Here is a 16,110-nt window from a genome sequence, read left to right as displayed (position 1 = left end):
CTCCTGCGAGCAGTGCCACGGTCAGGGCACGACGCACGGCGATGCGGGCTTCATCGCCCACCCGACGCCGGAGAGCTGCATGGTGTGCCACGACAAGAAGAACAGCCCCAAGTTCGATTACGCCAAGTACTGGAAAGAGATTGCCCACTAGGAAGAGCCCCACGGTTGCAGAAGGCGCGCCGCGGCGCTGCGAGGGGAACGGGAGCCACCGTTCCCCTCGGCGTTTGGTCCTCCTCGGCGCTCTCCCCGCTCTCCTTGCCGGCGGCCCGGCGCGAGCGCAGCTCGAAGTGCTGCTCCGCGGCGTGCCCCCGGCGGAGCCCAAGGCCGGCGCCTGCGGGCTCTACCGCTTCGAGGCCTCCGAACCCGACGGCGAGCGCCAGGTGGATTTCCATGTCTGCATCGAGTCGGTACAGCCCGGCGCCAGTGGCCGCGTGATGCTGCGGTTGTGGTCCGGCGACAGCTTGGAGACGCGGGTCGAGGTGAGTCGGGCGCTCTTTTCCGGCGGCGGCGGGGCCTTGCTCGAGCACGTGCGACGGGTGGTGCAGATCGAGCACGGCGAGAAGCGGGAGATGGACGCGGAGGAATGGCAGGAGCTCCCGGCGCTCTCGCCAGCACCGGAGCTGCCCGTGGTGGCCGATTCGACCTGGGGTCCGGTGCAGCACCAGGGCACCGGGCTCAGCTGCCGCGGGCATTACCGCGTCGAGGCCCGGGAGAGTAAGCAGCGCTTGGGCGAGACGGAAGTCGTGCAGGCGGAGCGCCGCACCCTCGAGGTCCTCACCGCGCCGCAGGCGCCGATTCTGGGTGTCGTCCGGGCCACGGCGGCGGTCTCGAGCGAGCGTCGTTTCTCCCAGCCGATTCCTGGCGTGCCGCAGCGCGGCCCCCGCCTCTCGCACTACCGCCTCGAACTCCTCGCCCTGGAGTCCCCCGGCCGCCGTTGATGCGAACGGCGCCGCGGTCGACGAGACCTCGCTTCCAGCAGGCGCGCGGCGACACTGTCTTTGACAGCTGCAAGCGCCTTCAATTAAAATGAATGCACTCGGATCTCAGCCCTCCTAGCCGTCGAGACGGTGCCATGGACCCTCACCTGAGGGCCTCCAAGCTGGACGAGGCCTTCGCTTTCATCAACCACAGCCCCCGCCCGACCCCGTCGTACCTGATCGGCCAGCGCATCCTGGATCTGCGGCTCCGGGACCGACGGGAGATGCGGCGACTCGTTCGGCGCCTGCTGTCGCAGGACAGTCGCTTCCAGGAGGTCCATGCGGGGCTCTGGGAAGCGCTGAACCACGACTACGGCAGCCAGAAGCTGGAAGAGGCGGAGTTCCGGGTCCTGGATCTCGAGGTCACCGGAAGCGATCCGCGCACCAACGGCATCATCGAGGTGGCCGTCTTCGGACTGCACGGTTCCAGGATCCGCCCGCTGCTCTCCACCCTTCTCGACCCGGGCGTGCCGATCCCGAGCAACATCCAGCGCCTCACCGGCATCGACGAGTCCATGGTGCGCGGCGCGCCGAGCTTCGCCGAGATCCTGCCGCAGCTGCTCCAGGCGCTGGAGGGCGGCGTGTTCGTGGCGCACAACGCCGCTTTCGATTACCACTTCCTGAAGACGTGCATCGAGCGCTTGACCGGCCAGCGTTTCACCGCGCCGCATCTTTGCACGGTGAAGCTGAGCCAGCGGTTGATCGAAGCGAAGAACAGCCGCAAGCTGCACCACCTGGCGCTGCAGCTGGGGATCCCGCTGCCGAACCGCCATCGCGCCCACGATGACGCCTACGCCACGGCGCGCATTCTCCTGCAGCTCGTCGAGTTGCTGCAGGCTCGCTCCATCACCACGGTGGGGCAGATGAAGCTCTTCGAATCCAGCCTCATCCCTGCCGAGGCCGCCCATGGCGGCAACGGCGCCCATCGACCCACTCAGGCCTGAGATCTGGAACCCCGGCGCACCCCGGCCTGGGCCGCGGCCGGGCCGCGGGAGGCGAGGCGCTGTCCCCGGCGGGCGCGGCGCGTCTGCTGGCGGCGCTTCCTCTCCGCCTCCCAGCGTTCGAACTCCGCGACGCTGGTGAAGTAGACCTGATCCCCGGGGCCGAGAGCGAACTCGCAGCTCGTGGGCTGGAGATCGCGGCAGATCTGCGGGCGGCGGTCGTAGATGCGACAGAGATTGTCGGCCCCGAGGTTCTCGCAGCGGGACATGAACTGGAGGAACCAGCTGCCCGCCTCCTCCACGAAAACGCGCACCCCCGGATGCATCAGATACCAGCGGATGTTGTCGAAGTCCTTCGCTGTCGTCGGCGCGTCGATCTCGGTGGAGACGTACTGGCAGCAGAGGGCGGTGCAGCGGGCGCAATTGGGGTGGACCACCACGCCGGGCGGTGGTGGAGCCGCGAGGACGGGCAGACGGATCAAAGGGAGCCTCCGTTCGGGACGGGAGCGGCGCTCAGAGCCCTGGGGCGTCGCTCTAGAGGATGTCGAAGCCGTCGTGCAGCGGCGCCGGGGCGAGTGGCTGCGCTTCCAGGGATTCCACCGCCGCCGCGGCCGGCCCGAGCCGCAACTTGCTCGCCAGGATCGCGAGCGCGGCGGCGCCGCCCACCGCGACGACCTCCACGCTCCCGTCCCTCCGGTTGCGCGCGTAGCCGCAGAGGCCGAGCTGGCGCGCATGACGGGCCACGAAGTAGCGAAAGCCGACGCCCTGGACGCGGCCGCGAACGACGAAGCGCAACGCACGCGACTCCACCGGACCTCCGGCGCGATTATCGGTCTCCCCGCGGGCCCGGTCAACGCGCACCCTCGGCGCGCCGCGCGCCACGCCGGCGGCGCACCGGTGGCCGAAGAAGCGCGCCTTTGTCGGCGCTGCTTTCAACGTGGCCCGCGTGCGGGTGAGCAGGCGTTGACGCCTCCCCGCATGTTCACTACGCTGCGGAGCAGACAAGGAGGAGCGGCCGGCACGGCCGCGCACACGATGGCACGACCGCTCCCGAGCGACTGGGAAGTCAAGGCCAACATCCTCGAGACCATCGGCAACACGCCCCTCGTCCGTCTGCACCGCGTGACCCAGGGTCTCGGTCCCACGATTCTCGCCAAGCTCGAATACTTCAATCCCGGTGGCAGCGTCAAAGACCGCATCGGCCTGCCGATGATCGAGGATTTCGAGCGCCGTGGCATGCTGCGCCCCGGCGGCACCGTGGTGGAGTGCACCTCCGGCAATACCGGAGTGGGGATCGCTCTGGCCTGCATCATCAAGGGCTACCGCTCCATCTTCACCATGCCCGACAAGATGAGCACGGAGAAGATCCGGCTGCTCAAGTCCTATGGGGCCCGGGTCATCGTCACGCCCACGGCGGTGCCACCGGAGTCGCCGCTCAGCTACTACAGCGTCGCGCGGCAAGAGGTGGAGCGGAGCGAGAACGCCGTGCATGCCAACCAGTACGACAACCAGGCGAACCCGGAGGCGCACTATCGCAGCACCGGACCGGAGATTTGGCGGCAGACCCGGGGTCGCATCGACATTTTCGTCGCCGGCATGGGCACCTGCGGCACCATCAGCGGCACCGGCCGTTACCTGAAGGAGCAGAACCCGAAGGTGCGGATCGTGGGGGTCGACCCGCAGGGCTCGATCCTCAAGCAGTACATCGAGCAGGGCACGCGGGGCGATGCGGTGCCCTACAAGATCGAGGGCATTGGCGAAGACATCATTCCGGCGGCGCTGCACAAGCAGTACGTCGATGAGGTGGTTCGCGTCGACGATCGGCAGAGCTACGCCATGGCGCGGCGGCTGGCGCGACAGGAAGGTCTTCTGGTCGGCAGCTCGAGCGGTGCGGCCGTGGCCGGAGCGCTGGAGGTTGCCAAGCGCGTGCCGGACGACACCGTCATCGTCGTCCTCCTGCCCGACTCGGGGGAGCGCTACCTGAGCAAGGCGCACTCGGACGAGTGGCTGAAGGAGAATCGCTTGCTCGAGGGCTACAATCCCACCGCCGGCGAGCTGCTCGAGCGCCGTCCCGCGGGCGTTCCCGCCCTGGTGCAAGTCGAGGAATCCACGCCGGTGCGGGAGGCGATCGCGCTGGTGCGTCAGTTCGAGGTTTCCCAGCTGCCGGTGCTGCGACAGGCGCAGAACGTGGGGGTGCTGCAGGAGGCCAAGCTGCTGCGCCTCGCCTTCGAGGATCCCGGCGTTCTCGACCGGCCGGCAGCCGCGGTGATGGACCCGCCGCTCCCAGAGATCGGCGTGCACGAGACCACCGATCGCGTCAAAGAGTTCCTGGCGCACCGTGATGCCGCGGTGCTGGTGCGGGACGGCGACCACCTGGTGGGAATCCTCACGCGCTACGATCTGCTCGACACCCTTCTCTGAAGCCGGGGCACGAGGATCCCGGGAAGCGAGGAGACCACCCATGGGTTTCAGCACCGATGCGGTGCACGCCGGGCAGGATCCGGACCCGCGCACCGGCGCCGTGATTCCACCGCTGTATCAGACCTCCACGTATCAGCAGGAAGGCCTCGGCAAACCGCGCCTCGGTTACGAGTACGCCCGCACCCAGAACCCGACGCGCACCGCTCTCGAAACCAACATGGCCGCCCTCGAGGGCGGCCAGCATGCTTTCGCCTTCGCTTCCGGGCTGGCGGCGATCGGCACGCTGCTGCAACTTCTGCAGGCCGGTGACCACGTGGTGTGCACCGACAACGTCTACGGCGGCACCTATCGTCTGGCCGACAAGGTCTGGCGGCGCTTCGGCTTGCAGTTCTCCTTCGTGGACACCTCGAGACCCGAGGAGGTGGTACGGGTCTGCGGCGAGCGGACGCGCCTGCTCCTCGTGGAGACGCCGACCAACCCCATCCTCACCCTTTCGGACCTGACCGCGCTGTCGCGCCTGGCGCGGGAACGCCGCATGTGGCTCGCGGTGGACAACACCTTCATGACGCCGTTCTTCCAGCGGCCCCTGCAACGGGGTGCCGACATCGTCGTGCACAGCACCACGAAGTATCTGAACGGTCACAGCGACATGGTGGGCGGTGTGGTCGTCGTGAACGATTCGGCGCTGGCGGAGCGCCTGCGCTTCCTGCAGAACGCCGTCGGGGCGGTGCCCGGGCCCTTCGACTGCTGGCTCCTGCTCCGGGGCGTCAAGACGTTGGCATTGCGCATGATGCAGCACGATCGCAGCGCCCGCGAGCTGGCTCGGATCCTGGCCAGCCACCCCAAAGTGCGCAAGATCCATTACCCCGGCCTGGCGACGCACCCGCAGCACGAGCTGGCGTGCACGCAGGCCACGGGCTTCGGCGGCATGATCTCCATCGATGTCGGCGGGCGGGAACACGCGAAGCTCTTCATGGAGGGGTTGCGCTTGTTCCTCCTCGCCGAGAGCCTGGGCGGCGTGGAGAGTCTGGTGTGTCATCCTGCCAGCATGACGCATGCCTCGGTGCCCGAGGCGGAGCGCGAGCGGCTCGGTATCAGCGCCGGCCTGGTGCGTCTCTCCGTGGGGATCGAGGACGTGGAGGACTTGGTGCAGGACGTGGAGCAGGCGCTGGAGCGCGTGCCGGCGGTAGCGCATGTCTGAGCGCGTAGTCGGATGCACACGCTGTGTGCACAAGGGGCTACGAGTCTTGACCGACTCCACCCCTCCTGCTATGGTGCCGCACCAAGTGAGTTCATCGTTGTGGTGTCATTTTGGAGTGTGAAGTATCGAGTTGTTCCCTTCGTATCGGTGGTGATGTGGGGGTTTCATTTTCCGTCCTTGGAGGACAAAATGAAGCGGAATGGGGATACGTTGGTCCTGGAACAGGAAGAGCAATTCGTCAAGTTCACCAAACTGCTGGCTCGGGCTTGGCAGGAAGGACGGGTCGACGGAGCTTTCCGCTGCCCCGTCTGCGGCATGCGGTTCCGGCAGGAAAAAGACAGTCTGGATTGTTGCGCCCGGGTCCCGAGATACTCCTCGTGACCCCTTTTGCTTTTGAGAGGCTCTGATGCGAAGCGAGGAAACGGTTTCCTCGGTGCGCACGATTCGCCAGTACTGCTCGGTCTGCAAGGCCACCTTGGACATGAGCATCGTGGACACCGTCCAGGACCACGAGGTGACCTGGCTCAAGTGTCCGCGTTGCAACGGCATCCTCCCGCACATGCTGTCCAGCGAGGAGGAGGAGAAAGCGTCGTCGTCACCGCCGGCCGAGCCGGCGGCGACGGCGGCGGCGGCGCCGGCGCCTGCCGCAGGGTGCAGCGAGACCGAGAAGCAGGCGGCGCAGGACTACGACGCCGGCGCCGAATACCTGCTCGGGCAGGTCGTGTACCATCGTTCGCTCAACAAGTTCGGCCGGGTCGTGGAGAAGACCGTCCTGCCCGGGCAGCGCGCCGCCATCCGTATGCGCTTCGAGGACGGCGAGGAGATGACGCTGCGCGAGCAGGTCTAGTCGCACCTCTCCAGCGCCTCCTCGCGGGGGCCACGACGCTCCTCGTGGCAGCGAGCGCAGGCTCTGTCTCTGCTCTCGGTCTCTACCAGGAGCCGGCCCCCTGGTACGACCCGACCTTCGCCGACACCACTCTCGCTTTCGGCACCGGCGCGTCCGCCACCACGGGGACATCGCGTGCCGCGCTCTTCCACCTCGGATTGGCTCCGATCCAGCGCCGCTCCTTCCGCTTCGCTGTGACCTGGAGCTACGTATTCCTCCGGAGCACGGAGACACCGGCCTGGGGGGTCGGCGATCCCAAAGTGTTCGTGGAGGCACCGCTCCTTCGACGTGCCGCGGTGCGGTTGTCCCTTGAAGGCGCCGCGCGTCTGCCGGCGAGCAAGGCGTCTCTCTTTCCCTATGCCTTCGGCGGCCAGGAGCTGGAGCTGCTCGGTATACTCGCCGTGCCGGCGCTTGGATTGCACCTCGGCGGTGGCCGGGTCTTCACCGAGCCGCCGGGGGATTCCAGCCTCACGAGCGCCGACGTACCGCACGCCACGCACGCCTGGGTGCTGCTCACGGGCAAAGCCGCAGGGTGGACGGGTCAGCTGCGCGCCGACGCCCTCGTTTTCGAGCTCGAAGGACACGCCCGCTGGCTCTACGAGGCCCGAGTGTTGCGCGGTGACCCGCACCGCTTCGTGACCCGTGTCGCCGCCAAAGCCGAGGCGGGACCGGATCGCATCTTCGATGCTGCCGTCGAGATCGGCTTCGTCACCGCGCTCCGCTAGGCCGGTGGCGAGGATCGCCGCCGACCTGCCAGGCACGCGCGGGCCTCGCCGGGAAGTGTCAGGAGCGTGGCATGCTCCTTGCGCGCGCGGAACCCGAACCGCAACGCGGCAGGGGGAGGCGGCGCATGACGTTCGCCCATGAAGAGACACACGGCAACGCGCCCACGGTCCTGGTGGTGGACGACGACGAGTTGTCCCGCCACGTCGTGGCCTGCAGGTTGACGCGCTGGGGTTTCGCCCCCGTGGTCTTCTCGCGGGCAGAGGCAGTGCTGCAGCACCTGCGCCAGCACGACGCCTGCGCTCTCGTCTCCGATCTCGAGATGCCCGAGCAAGACGGCTTGTCGCTGGCGCGCGCGGTGCGCCAGCTGCGCCCGGGATTGCCGATCCTGCTGCTCACTGCCCGGCGCGAGCCGGGTCTCGTCGAACGCGCCCGGGAGGCCGGGGTCTCGGCGGTGGTGGCGAAGCAGGCCGGGGCCGACCGGGAGCTGCGCGCGGCGTTGCTCCGTGTCCTCGGGCCGGCCGGGGGCACGGACTTCGAGCTCGCCCACTCCTTGCGCACGCCACTCACCGCGCTCAAGAGCGCCATCGACATCCTCTGCAACACCGAGTTGCCGGAGGCCCAGGGGCGCTTCGCGCGCCTGGCCCAGCGCAACGTCGACCAGATGATCGTCCTCGTCGAACGCCTCCTCGAGACCGCCTCGGCCAGACCCTGACCGGAGAGGCTGGAATCCGACCGCCTGGAAGTCCGGAGCCGTCGCCCGCGGACGGCGCCGCCGCGGTGCTGCATTCCGCGCCACGGTGCGTCGCAACCTTCCGTACTCCACGGGAGGGAGCGCGACTTTCGAGTCTGCATGCGGTCTGGAAGCATGTTTGCCATGCCGTCCGGCGCGGGCGCGTGCTGTTCCAGGGCGCAGCGCTGGTGTCGGCATCTGGTCTGGAGATGCGGGGCACCGAGCGCGGGAGCCGATGTTCCGTGGCTGCGGGCGCGAAAGTCCGAATTGACTGGAAGTGTCCGAACTCGATAATGGCACCCTGATTGCGGGGGCATCTGGACGGACGCGAGGTCGGCGAACTTCCGACCGCCCAGGTGCCGCGGACGCTCCGGCAAGCTGCCTGAGCCCGTGGATGATGTGGAGGAGGAGGACGTGATGTTCGACGAGAAGGTGGCAGCAGACCAGGAGGTTCTGAGCGGGAAAGATCTGGAGCACGGCTGGACCGTCGAAGCTCCGCGACCCACTCAGACGAGCCCTACAGCGGTCCCGACTAAGCCGAAAAGCGACCCGGCGCCGCGCGTGATCCAAGTGGACACGGCGGAAGCGCACGAGTTGGTCCACGGCATCACCACCGCCGTCGGTCAGGTGGCGAACGCCGTGGCGCCGGCAGCGCCGGTGACCCTGGATCTGGCCGGACGGCCGCTGCACGTTCCTGCCACGGATTCCACCAATCCCAAAGTGACCCAGGCGAGCGCGCGCATGCAGGCGTGCCGCGAGGGGTACCGCAATCTTTCCCCCGAAGGTCTGGCCGAGGAGAACGCCGACATCAACCGGCGGCTGACGCAGAAGTACCGCACCGAGTGCGCCCTACCCACGAACGGCGGCACGGTGTCGAAGAGCTACTTCTACGATTCGAAGACCATCGAACGCCTCGAGCTCGACCTCAAGCAGGTGCTGCTGGAGAGCGACGTGCCGCGCTCGACGATCATCGAGGTCTGCCGCTTGCGCGATCCGGAGGATCAGCGGGCGCTCGTCTTCGACATCCTGGACAAGAACCTGAGTTGCCGCGAGACGCGCCAGATCGTGCAGCTCATCGTCAAGCTGCGCTCGCGGCCGGGCACGGCGGTGCAGGAACACCTGACGCCGAAGCTCGCCAACATGCTGCGGCAGCACGCGCCGTTCTTCCTGCGCATGGCGTAGGCACGCTCGACAGCGCGCCGTAAGGGCGCGGCGATTCCCTGACGGGCCGGGAGCCTTTCCCGGCCCGTCGTCTTGGTGCGGTTGTCCGCCGGCGAATGGTGTGCTACAACCCGAGGGTCCTTGGCCGCGCCGACGGGAGGTACCACTCTGAGCGAGACCACGCAGGAAGCGGGCGTCCTCATGGAGAAGCTGGTGTCGCTCTGCAAGCGGCGCGGCTTCATCTTCCAGTCCAGCGAGATCTACGGCGGTCTGAACAGCTGCTACGACTACGGACCCCTGGGGACGGAGCTCAAGAACAACATCAAGAACGCCTGGTGGCGGGCCATGATCTACCACCACGACAACATCGAGGGCGTGGATGCGTCGATCCTGATGCACCCGCGGGTGTGGGAGGCGTCGGGGCACGTGGCCGGCTTCACCGACCCGCTGGTGGACTGTCGGCGCTGCAAGCAGCGCTTCCGCGCCGACCAGGTGCAGGGCTCGACCTGTCCCGAGTGCGGCGGCCAGCTCACCGAGCCGCGCCAGTTCAACCTCATGTTCAAGACCTTCATGGGGCCGGTGGAGGAGCAGGCGGCGGTGGTGTACCTGCGTCCCGAGACGGCACAGGGCATCTTCGTCAACTTCCAGAACGTTCTCACCGTTTCGCGCCAGAAGGTGCCCTTCGGCATCGCCCAGATCGGCAAGGCCTTCCGCAACGAGATCACGCCGGGGAACTTCATCTTCCGCATGCGCGAGTTCGAGCAGATGGAGATGCAGTTCTTCGTGCACCCGAGCGAGGACGAGAAGTGGTTCGAACAGTGGCGCGAGACCCGCTTCCAGTGGCACCAGTCCATCGGCATCCGGCGGGAGAAGCTGCGCTGGCACCAGCACGGCCCGGACGAGCTGGCGCACTACGCCAAGGCGGCTTTCGACATCCAGTACGAGTTCCCCTTCGGCTGGCAGGAGATCGAGGGCGTGCACAACCGCACCGATTTCGACCTCAAGCGGCACCAGGAGTATGCGGGCAAGCGCTTGGAGTACTTCGACGAGGCGCGCAAGGAGAAGTACATCCCCTACGTCATCGAGACCTCCGTGGGCTGCGACCGGACGCTGCTCGTGACCCTGGTGGACGCCTACCGCGAGGAGGCGCTGGAGGGAGAGACGCGGGTCGTGTTGCGTCTCTCGCCGCATCTCGCGCCGATCAAGGCGGCGATCCTGCCCCTGGTGCGGAAGGACGGCATGCCGGAGTTCGGGCAGCGCATCGCCGCCGACCTCATGCGCACGCACCGGGTCTTCTACGACGAGACGGCGTCGGTGGGGAAGCGCTACCGGCGGCAGGACGAGATCGGCACGCCCTACTGCGTCACCGTGGACTCGCAGTCGCTGCAGGACCAGACGGTCACGGTGCGGGACCGCGACAGCATGCAGCAAGAGCGCATCGCGGCGACGCAGCTGCGGGCCTGGCTCGACGAGCGCGTGCTCTACGTGTGAGGCGTGCGGGGTGAGGGGCGCGGTGGGCGCAGGCGCGGTCGCGCCGGACGCTCCTCGCGCGCGCTCCTGCGCGCTCGTCGCTCGACACGAGCGCTGCTCGCGCCTCCTGCGCTCGCCACGCGCTCGTGACGCCGGCTCGACCGCCCTGTGCCCACCGCGCCCCCGAGCCCTCGCGATCAGGCTCGACCGCCCCTTAGCCCACCGCGCGTGGTAAACTTCTCTATCCACCCTGCGGTGGAAAGCGCCCCCGATCGGCTCGAAGCACGCTTCGCCCAGCGTGCGGCGGTGGCAATTGGGTTCGATAGCCCATTGCGCCAGCTGCCGATGTCCACCGCATTGCCTTGCCTTCCGACCCGGAGGGCGAGAGGGACCCCAGCCCGGTGGTGTGCAGATCTCCTGAAGCACGTGTCGGCCTCGCTTTCCTCGTGGTGAGCGTGGTCTCGATCGGCGCTGCCCGGCTCCTCCGCTCCCTCACGCACAGCGAAGCAACCACGGTGGCGACGACCGCGAGCACCTCTTCGGGTGGGGTCACCCAGAAGTCAGAGCCACCGAGCTCGAGTCCGTCGGTGGGTCGGGCCGCGTCGGCACGCCGTGCTGGTCCCGGGGCAGCGTCGCGTGACCCTCAGGGCGTCGATCCGGTCGAGTCGGCGGCAGCGCCTGTGGGAGCGGAGGTGGCGGCGGCGGCGGGGAGCACGGTCGTGCAGCCGACGCCGAGCACGAGCGGTGCGACCGATGTACGCGCGCCTTCTCGTCTGCGGCAGAGTAGTGAGGTGCGCGTCACCGGACGGGTCGAAAGCGATGATGGCTCGGCAGTCGCCGGTGCCGTGATCGAAGTGCCGGAGCTGCGCCGAGGCACGACGAGCGACGCCCAAGGTCGCTACCAGATTCTCCTACCGCCCGGCGCCCATCGGCTACGAATCTACCGGCTCGACCACGCGGTGCTCGAGCGGCGCGTCGAAGTCCAGCAAGATGAAGCGTCGCTCGTCCTCGACTGGTCGCTGCAACGCCGCGACCTGCAGACCGAGACGGTGGTGGTGCGCGCCTCAAGGCGCGGGCAAGCGGAAGAAGCCGGTCATCACGTGATCCTGGCAGCCGACGTGGAGAAGCACATCGGTGCCTTCGAGGACGTCATGCGTGCCGTGCAGGCGCTGCCGGGCGTGGGCAGCGCCAGCGACTTCCATGGCGAATTCTTCGTGCGCGGCGCCGGGACACACGCCAACGCCATCTACCTCGATGGCATCCCGATCTTCTTCCCCTATCACATTCTCGGCTTCAACAGCATCTTCAACCCAGGGATCGTGGAGAGCGCCGAGTTCTATGCCGGCGGGGCTCCGGCCGCCTACGGCGGCGGCACCGGTGGTGTGCTCCTCGTTCGCAGCCGCGGCAGTCAACCGCAGGCGCATCGCGGCGAGGCGGGCTTGAGCTACATCTCCGCCCACCTGCGCGCCGCCGGCGGTGACGAGCGCCAGGGTTGGGCCCTCAGCCTGCGCCGCTCCTACCACGACCAGATCGTGCGCTGGGTGGACCCGGAGAACCCGAGCCAGATGCCGTCCTTCTACGACGCCATGGTGCGCGCACGCTGGAAGCCGTCGGACTCCCACCTCCTCGTCGGGGGCCTGCTCGTCGCCGGCGATGGGCTCTCCATTCCGAGCCCCGAGGCGAGCGCGCTGCGTCACGATCTCATCCGCGACGACAACACGCCGAGCGCGACTTCTTCGACCCGCGACCGGTTGGGTTTGCACAACAAGCTCGCCGTGGGTTCCCTCACCTGGCGGGCCCTCCTCGGCCCGAACGCCTGGCTCGAAACCGTGGCGGGCTACGTGCCGCAGCGGCTGGCGTTCTCGCTCGAGGGAGAGAGCGAAGAGTCGGTGAGCATCGAGTCGCGCACGTTGTCCCTGCGCCAGGATCTCTCCTTGCAGCAGGGCGCGCACCAGCTGCGTTTCGGCTACGAGGGTACGCAGACGCGGACGGAGGGGCTGGTGTCGGCGTACGCCGCCTTCCTCGGCTTGCGGCAGACCAACTCGGCGCTCAACGTGGCGGACCAGAAGGAACGCTACCAGCTCGACCTCGGCGCGACGCGCCGCTACGGCGCGCTCTATGGCCAGGACGAATGGTCCCTCGCGGGCGGCAACGTGACGTTGGGAACGGGCTTGCGTTACGAGCACGATGGGTTGTCGAAACAGGACATGTGGTCGCCGCGGCTCTCGCTGCGCACCAAGGCCGAGTCGACGTGGAGCGTGAACGGAACCTGGGGCGTCGCGCATGCGCTCCGCAGCACGCCGCTCGAAGTGCAGCCGACGCGGGGCGGCGAACCGCTGCGCGCCGAGCGCGCCACGGAAGCGACGCTCGGTGTGGTCCGACAGGGGACGGAGGTCCGGGGCGGCGTCTCGGGATACGTGAAGCGCTTCGACCACCTGGTGTTCGAGGCGGAGCCGGCGTACTACGCCAACGGTGCCATCGGCCGCTCCCATGGCGTCGAGACCTGGCTGGAGTTCGCGCCGCGTCCAGCGCTGTCGCTGCGGGCGCAGTACACCTGGTCCAGCACCGAACAGCGCGATCCGCTCGCCTGGACGCGGCGCTGGACGGAGGATCCGGTGAGCGGTGCGCGCGTCTGGGGACCGGTGGCGGAGGAGACCTACTGGTACCGGCCCCTCCAGGACCAGCGGCATCGCTTCGCTTTGGAGCTGGGCCTCAAGCACCGCGCCTGGGAGTTCGGCGCCCACCTGCAGCTCGCCTCCGGGCTGCCGTACACGCCCGTCGTCGCGGTGGAAACCGCTGCCAACGGGACGGCCTACGGCATCGTCGGGCGCAAGGGCACCGCCTCGTTGCCGGCGTACCAGCGGCTCGATCTCAAGCTGCTCCGGCACTTCCACGGCAAGTCCGTGGACTGGCGCATCTTCGCCGAGGTCCTGAACGCCACCGCGGCGGAGAACGTCTACATGCAGCGCTGGAACCGCGCCTACACGCAGCAGTACTCCGTGACCATGCTGCCGCTGCTTCCCACCCTCGGCGTCGAAGCCAGCTTCTGACCGACCTGGAACGAAACTTCCAAACCACGCCGTAGGGACCGTGTACGGACGTTCTCGGGTTCCAGGGGACACGATGCGCAGCCGCTTCCTGCCTTTTTTCCTGACGCTCCTCCTGCCTTGGCCGCTCGCCGCGGCCAACCTCTATGGCTTGGCTCGGGGAGGCACGAGCTACGTGGCCGCCCGTGACGACGGCGCCGCCTATCGAAGCGGCGCCGGTGCCACCACGTGGACCGTGCAGGACACTGGCAGCAGCGGGGCGCTACGGGGCGTGGCCTTCCTCGCCGGCATCTTCGTCGCTGTCGGCGACGGCGGCCGCGTGGTGCGCAGCAGCGACGGTGGCCTCGGTTGGAGCGACGAAACCACACCGGTGAACGTGACGCTTCGCGACGCCACCTCCCACTCCACCTTCCTCGTTGCGGTAGGGAATGGGGGGACGACGCTGCGGCGATCCTCCACGACCGCGGTCTGGGACACGACGCTCTCGCCCGGACCGGCGGCGCTGCACGGCGTGGCCTCGAACGGCACGATTCTCGTCGCCGTCGGCGACCAGGGCACGGTGCTGCGCAGCACCGATCAGGGTCTGTCGTGGGCACGCCAAGCGCTCGCCGGCGCGCCAGCTCTCCGCGGTGTCTGCGCCAGCGGCGCCACCTTCATCGCGGTCGGCCTGGGAGGCGTGATCCGCCGGAGCACCGATTCGGGCCTCAACTGGTCCCCGGTGACGAGCCCGAGCGGGGAAGATCTCTTCGACATCGCTACCGATCCCGGTGTCTTCGTCGCCGTCGGAGCGCAGGGAACGATCCTGCGTGCTGCGGGGTCGGGTGCGAGCGGTAGCTGGTTCGAGGTTCCGACGCCGCGCGCGGTCACTTACCGCGGCGTCCTCTTCGACGGCACGCAGTTCCTCGCCGTGGGCGACGCGGACGTCGTGGTGCGCAGCATCGACGGCAGCCTCTGGCAGCAGGTGGCGATCACCGCCGTGCACTGGAGCGACGTGAAGCAGCTCTTCCGAGGCAGCGCACGGTGAGCTCGGTTCTTCCCTAGACGACCACATTCGCCTCTTTCCCCCGAAGGCTGCTAGACTCGCCCCAATGGCGACGAAGCGCGTGCTCCTCGCCGGCGCGGGAGTCGCCGGCCGCATGGCCCTCGAAGAGGTGCGCAAGCACCCCGAGGCGAACCTCGTTCCCGTCGGCTTCCTCGACGACGACCCACAATTGCAAGGCAAGCAGGTGGCGGGCTTGCCCGTGCTCGGTCGGCTCGAGGCATTGGTGGAGGTCGTGCAGGCAGAGGCGGTCGACGAGGTCCTCATCGCCATCCCCACCGCTCACGGCCCTCTCGTGCGTCAGCTCATCGCGCTCTGCGCCCAAGCGCGAGTGCCATCACGCATCGTGCCCGGCCTCATGGAGATCATTCGCGGCGACGTGCACTTCGAGCAGATCCGGCCGGTGCGGCCGGAAGATCTGCTCGGCCGGGAGACGGTGGAGCTGGTCGAAGAGCCGGTGCGCGAGGTGCTGCGCGGCAAGCGCGTCCTGGTCACCGGCGCTGGCGGCTCCATCGGCCAGGAGCTGTGCCGGCAAATCGCGCGCTTCGAACCCAAGCACCTCGTGCTTCTCGGTCGGGGCGAGAACTCGGTCTTCGAGATCGAGACCGAGCTGCGGGATCTGCATCCGCAGCTCGCCCTGGAGCCGGTCATCGCCGACATCCGGGACGGTGAGGCGATGCGGCGCACCTTCGGGCAGCGGCGGCCGGAGATCGTCTTTCATGCCGCGGCGCACAAGCACGTGCCCTACATGGAGCACTTCGCCAGCGAGGCGATCCTGAACAATGTGTGGGGCACGCTGCAGGTGGTGCGGGCGGCGCAGGAGTGCGGCACCGAGCGCCTCGTCTTCGTTTCCACCGACAAGGCGGTGCGGCCCCGGAGCGTCATGGGGGCGAGCAAGCGCTTCGCCGAGCACCTGTTGCAGGCCATGCAAGCAGCGGGGAGCCCGACGCGACTTCTCGCCGTCCGCTTCGGCAACGTTCTCGCCAGCCGCGGCAGCGTGGTGACGCTGTTCCAGGCGCAGCTCCGCCGCGGCGTGCCCCTCACCGTCACCCATCCCGAAGCGACGCGCTACTTCATGACCATCCGCGAAGCGTGCCTGCTGGTGCTGCAAGCGTCGGCACTGGGACGGGGTGGCGAGGTGTACACGCTGCGCATGGGCGAGGCGGTGCGGGTGCTGGATCTGGCGCGCACGCTGGTGGCCCTCTCCGGCTTCGATCCCGAGCAGGTGCCGATCCGCTTCACCGGGATGAGGCCCGGGGAGAAGCTGCACGAGGAGCTGCAGGCCGACACGGATGCGACCCTGCCGTCGCCGCATCCGCAACTGCTCGTCGCGCGTCTCGGGCCGTTGCAGGTGACCGACGCCCTCGCCGCCGCTGCAGAGCTCACCGCCCTCGCCCGTGACGGCGCCGACGCAGCGATCCGCAGCCGCCTCGCCGCCATCCTTCCGGACTACTCGCCTCCCTCGGATTGAAAACGGCTTCGAATCGAAGGGGTGATGGCGACGAGCAGGG

General features: G+C 68.5%; 14 protein-coding genes. 12 read left to right on the top strand and 2 right to left on the bottom strand.

Annotated features, from left to right (window positions below; genetic code table 11):
• The first annotated feature begins 140 nt into the window (after window positions 1-140).
• Complete coding sequence (locus VFE28_04220; protein HZM15187.1) at window positions 141-938, top strand: hypothetical protein; 798 nt, start codon at window positions 141-143, stop codon at window positions 936-938.
• Window positions 939-1,072: 134 nt separating this feature from the next.
• Entirely contained in the window at window positions 1,073-1,921 is an 849-nt protein-coding gene (locus tag VFE28_04215) for a 3'-5' exonuclease (GenBank protein ID HZM15186.1), read from the top strand.
• Here the strand turns inward: VFE28_04215 and VFE28_04210 are convergent.
• Both VFE28_04210 and VFE28_04205 read right to left on the bottom strand, forming a co-directional pair.
• Window positions 1,912-2,400: a YkgJ family cysteine cluster protein gene (locus tag VFE28_04210; GenBank protein HZM15185.1), complete on the bottom strand. Its 489-nt coding sequence runs from the start codon at window positions 2,398-2,400 to the stop codon at window positions 1,912-1,914. The two genes, VFE28_04215 and VFE28_04210, sit on opposite strands and share 10 nt — an antisense overlap.
• Before the next feature lie 52 nt (window positions 2,401-2,452).
• Window positions 2,453-2,728, bottom strand: coding sequence for an acylphosphatase (locus VFE28_04205; GenBank protein ID HZM15184.1), 276 nt, complete (start codon window positions 2,726-2,728; stop codon window positions 2,453-2,455).
• A 225-nt stretch (window positions 2,729-2,953) separates the two neighbouring features.
• Between VFE28_04205 and VFE28_04200 the strand changes: the two genes are divergently transcribed.
• The 10 genes from VFE28_04200 (at window position 2,954) to VFE28_04155 (ending at window position 16,070) form a co-directional block, all read left to right on the top strand.
• A complete protein-coding gene (locus VFE28_04200; GenBank protein HZM15183.1) occupies window positions 2,954-4,339 on the top strand; it encodes a cystathionine beta-synthase in 1,386 nt (461 codons plus the stop codon).
• 40 nt (window positions 4,340-4,379) lie between these two features.
• Window positions 4,380-5,540, top strand: a complete 1,161-nt coding sequence (locus VFE28_04195; protein HZM15182.1) for a cystathionine gamma-synthase — start codon at window positions 4,380-4,382, stop codon at window positions 5,538-5,540.
• Between the two features lie 406 nt (window positions 5,541-5,946).
• The gene (locus VFE28_04190) at window positions 5,947-6,387 is read left to right on the top strand and encodes a hypothetical protein (protein HZM15181.1); all 441 of its coding nucleotides are present in this window, start codon (window positions 5,947-5,949) and stop codon (window positions 6,385-6,387) included.
• A gap of 44 nt (window positions 6,388-6,431) precedes the next feature.
• Window positions 6,432-7,151, top strand: coding sequence for a hypothetical protein (locus VFE28_04185; protein HZM15180.1), 720 nt, complete (start codon window positions 6,432-6,434; stop codon window positions 7,149-7,151).
• A gap of 125 nt (window positions 7,152-7,276) precedes the next feature.
• A complete protein-coding gene (locus VFE28_04180; GenBank protein HZM15179.1) occupies window positions 7,277-7,864 on the top strand; it encodes a response regulator in 588 nt (195 codons plus the stop codon).
• A 435-nt stretch (window positions 7,865-8,299) separates the two neighbouring features.
• Window positions 8,300-9,064 carry a hypothetical protein gene (locus tag VFE28_04175; GenBank protein ID HZM15178.1) on the top strand — a complete coding sequence of 255 codons (765 nt, stop codon included), beginning with the start codon at window positions 8,300-8,302 and terminating at the stop codon, window positions 9,062-9,064.
• 180 nt (window positions 9,065-9,244) lie between these two features.
• Window positions 9,245-10,534, top strand: a complete 1,290-nt coding sequence (locus VFE28_04170; GenBank protein HZM15177.1) for a glycine--tRNA ligase — start codon at window positions 9,245-9,247, stop codon at window positions 10,532-10,534.
• Between the two features lie 698 nt (window positions 10,535-11,232).
• Window positions 11,233-13,563, top strand: coding sequence for a carboxypeptidase regulatory-like domain-containing protein (locus VFE28_04165; protein HZM15176.1), 2,331 nt, complete (start codon window positions 11,233-11,235; stop codon window positions 13,561-13,563).
• Between the two features lie 73 nt (window positions 13,564-13,636).
• On the top strand, window positions 13,637-14,584 hold the full coding sequence (locus tag VFE28_04160; GenBank protein ID HZM15175.1) for a hypothetical protein: 948 nt from the start codon (window positions 13,637-13,639) through the stop codon (window positions 14,582-14,584).
• 64 nt (window positions 14,585-14,648) lie between these two features.
• Window positions 14,649-16,070 carry a nucleoside-diphosphate sugar epimerase/dehydratase gene (locus VFE28_04155; GenBank protein HZM15174.1) on the top strand — a complete coding sequence of 474 codons (1,422 nt, stop codon included), beginning with the start codon at window positions 14,649-14,651 and terminating at the stop codon, window positions 16,068-16,070.
• The last annotated feature ends 40 nt before the right edge of the window (window positions 16,071-16,110 follow it).

It is taken from the genome of Candidatus Krumholzibacteriia bacterium, assembly GCA_035649275.1.
Lineage (GTDB): Bacteria > Krumholzibacteriota > Krumholzibacteriia.
The sequence above is the reverse complement of the archived record's forward strand: the minus strand, read 5'-3'. Positions and strand labels throughout refer to the sequence as shown.

Bases quoted from the DNA above. Each gene is read 5' to 3' on its own strand.
- VFE28_04215 (HZM15186.1), top strand. From the start codon at position 1,073: ATGGACCCTCACCTGAGGGCCTCCAAGCTGGACGAGGCCTTCGCTTTC.
- VFE28_04200 (HZM15183.1), top strand. From the start codon at position 2,954: ATGGCACGACCGCTCCCGAGCGACTGGGAAGTCAAGGCCAACATCCTC.
- VFE28_04195 (HZM15182.1), top strand. From the start codon at position 4,380: ATGGGTTTCAGCACCGATGCGGTGCACGCCGGGCAGGATCCGGACCCG.
- VFE28_04190 (HZM15181.1), top strand. From the start codon at position 5,947: ATGCGAAGCGAGGAAACGGTTTCCTCGGTGCGCACGATTCGCCAGTAC.
- VFE28_04180 (HZM15179.1), top strand. From the start codon at position 7,277: ATGACGTTCGCCCATGAAGAGACACACGGCAACGCGCCCACGGTCCTG.
- VFE28_04175 (HZM15178.1), top strand. From the start codon at position 8,300: ATGTTCGACGAGAAGGTGGCAGCAGACCAGGAGGTTCTGAGCGGGAAA.
- VFE28_04170 (HZM15177.1), top strand. From the start codon at position 9,245: ATGGAGAAGCTGGTGTCGCTCTGCAAGCGGCGCGGCTTCATCTTCCAG.
- VFE28_04160 (HZM15175.1), top strand. From the start codon at position 13,637: ATGCGCAGCCGCTTCCTGCCTTTTTTCCTGACGCTCCTCCTGCCTTGG.
- VFE28_04155 (HZM15174.1), top strand. From the start codon at position 14,649: ATGGCGACGAAGCGCGTGCTCCTCGCCGGCGCGGGAGTCGCCGGCCGC.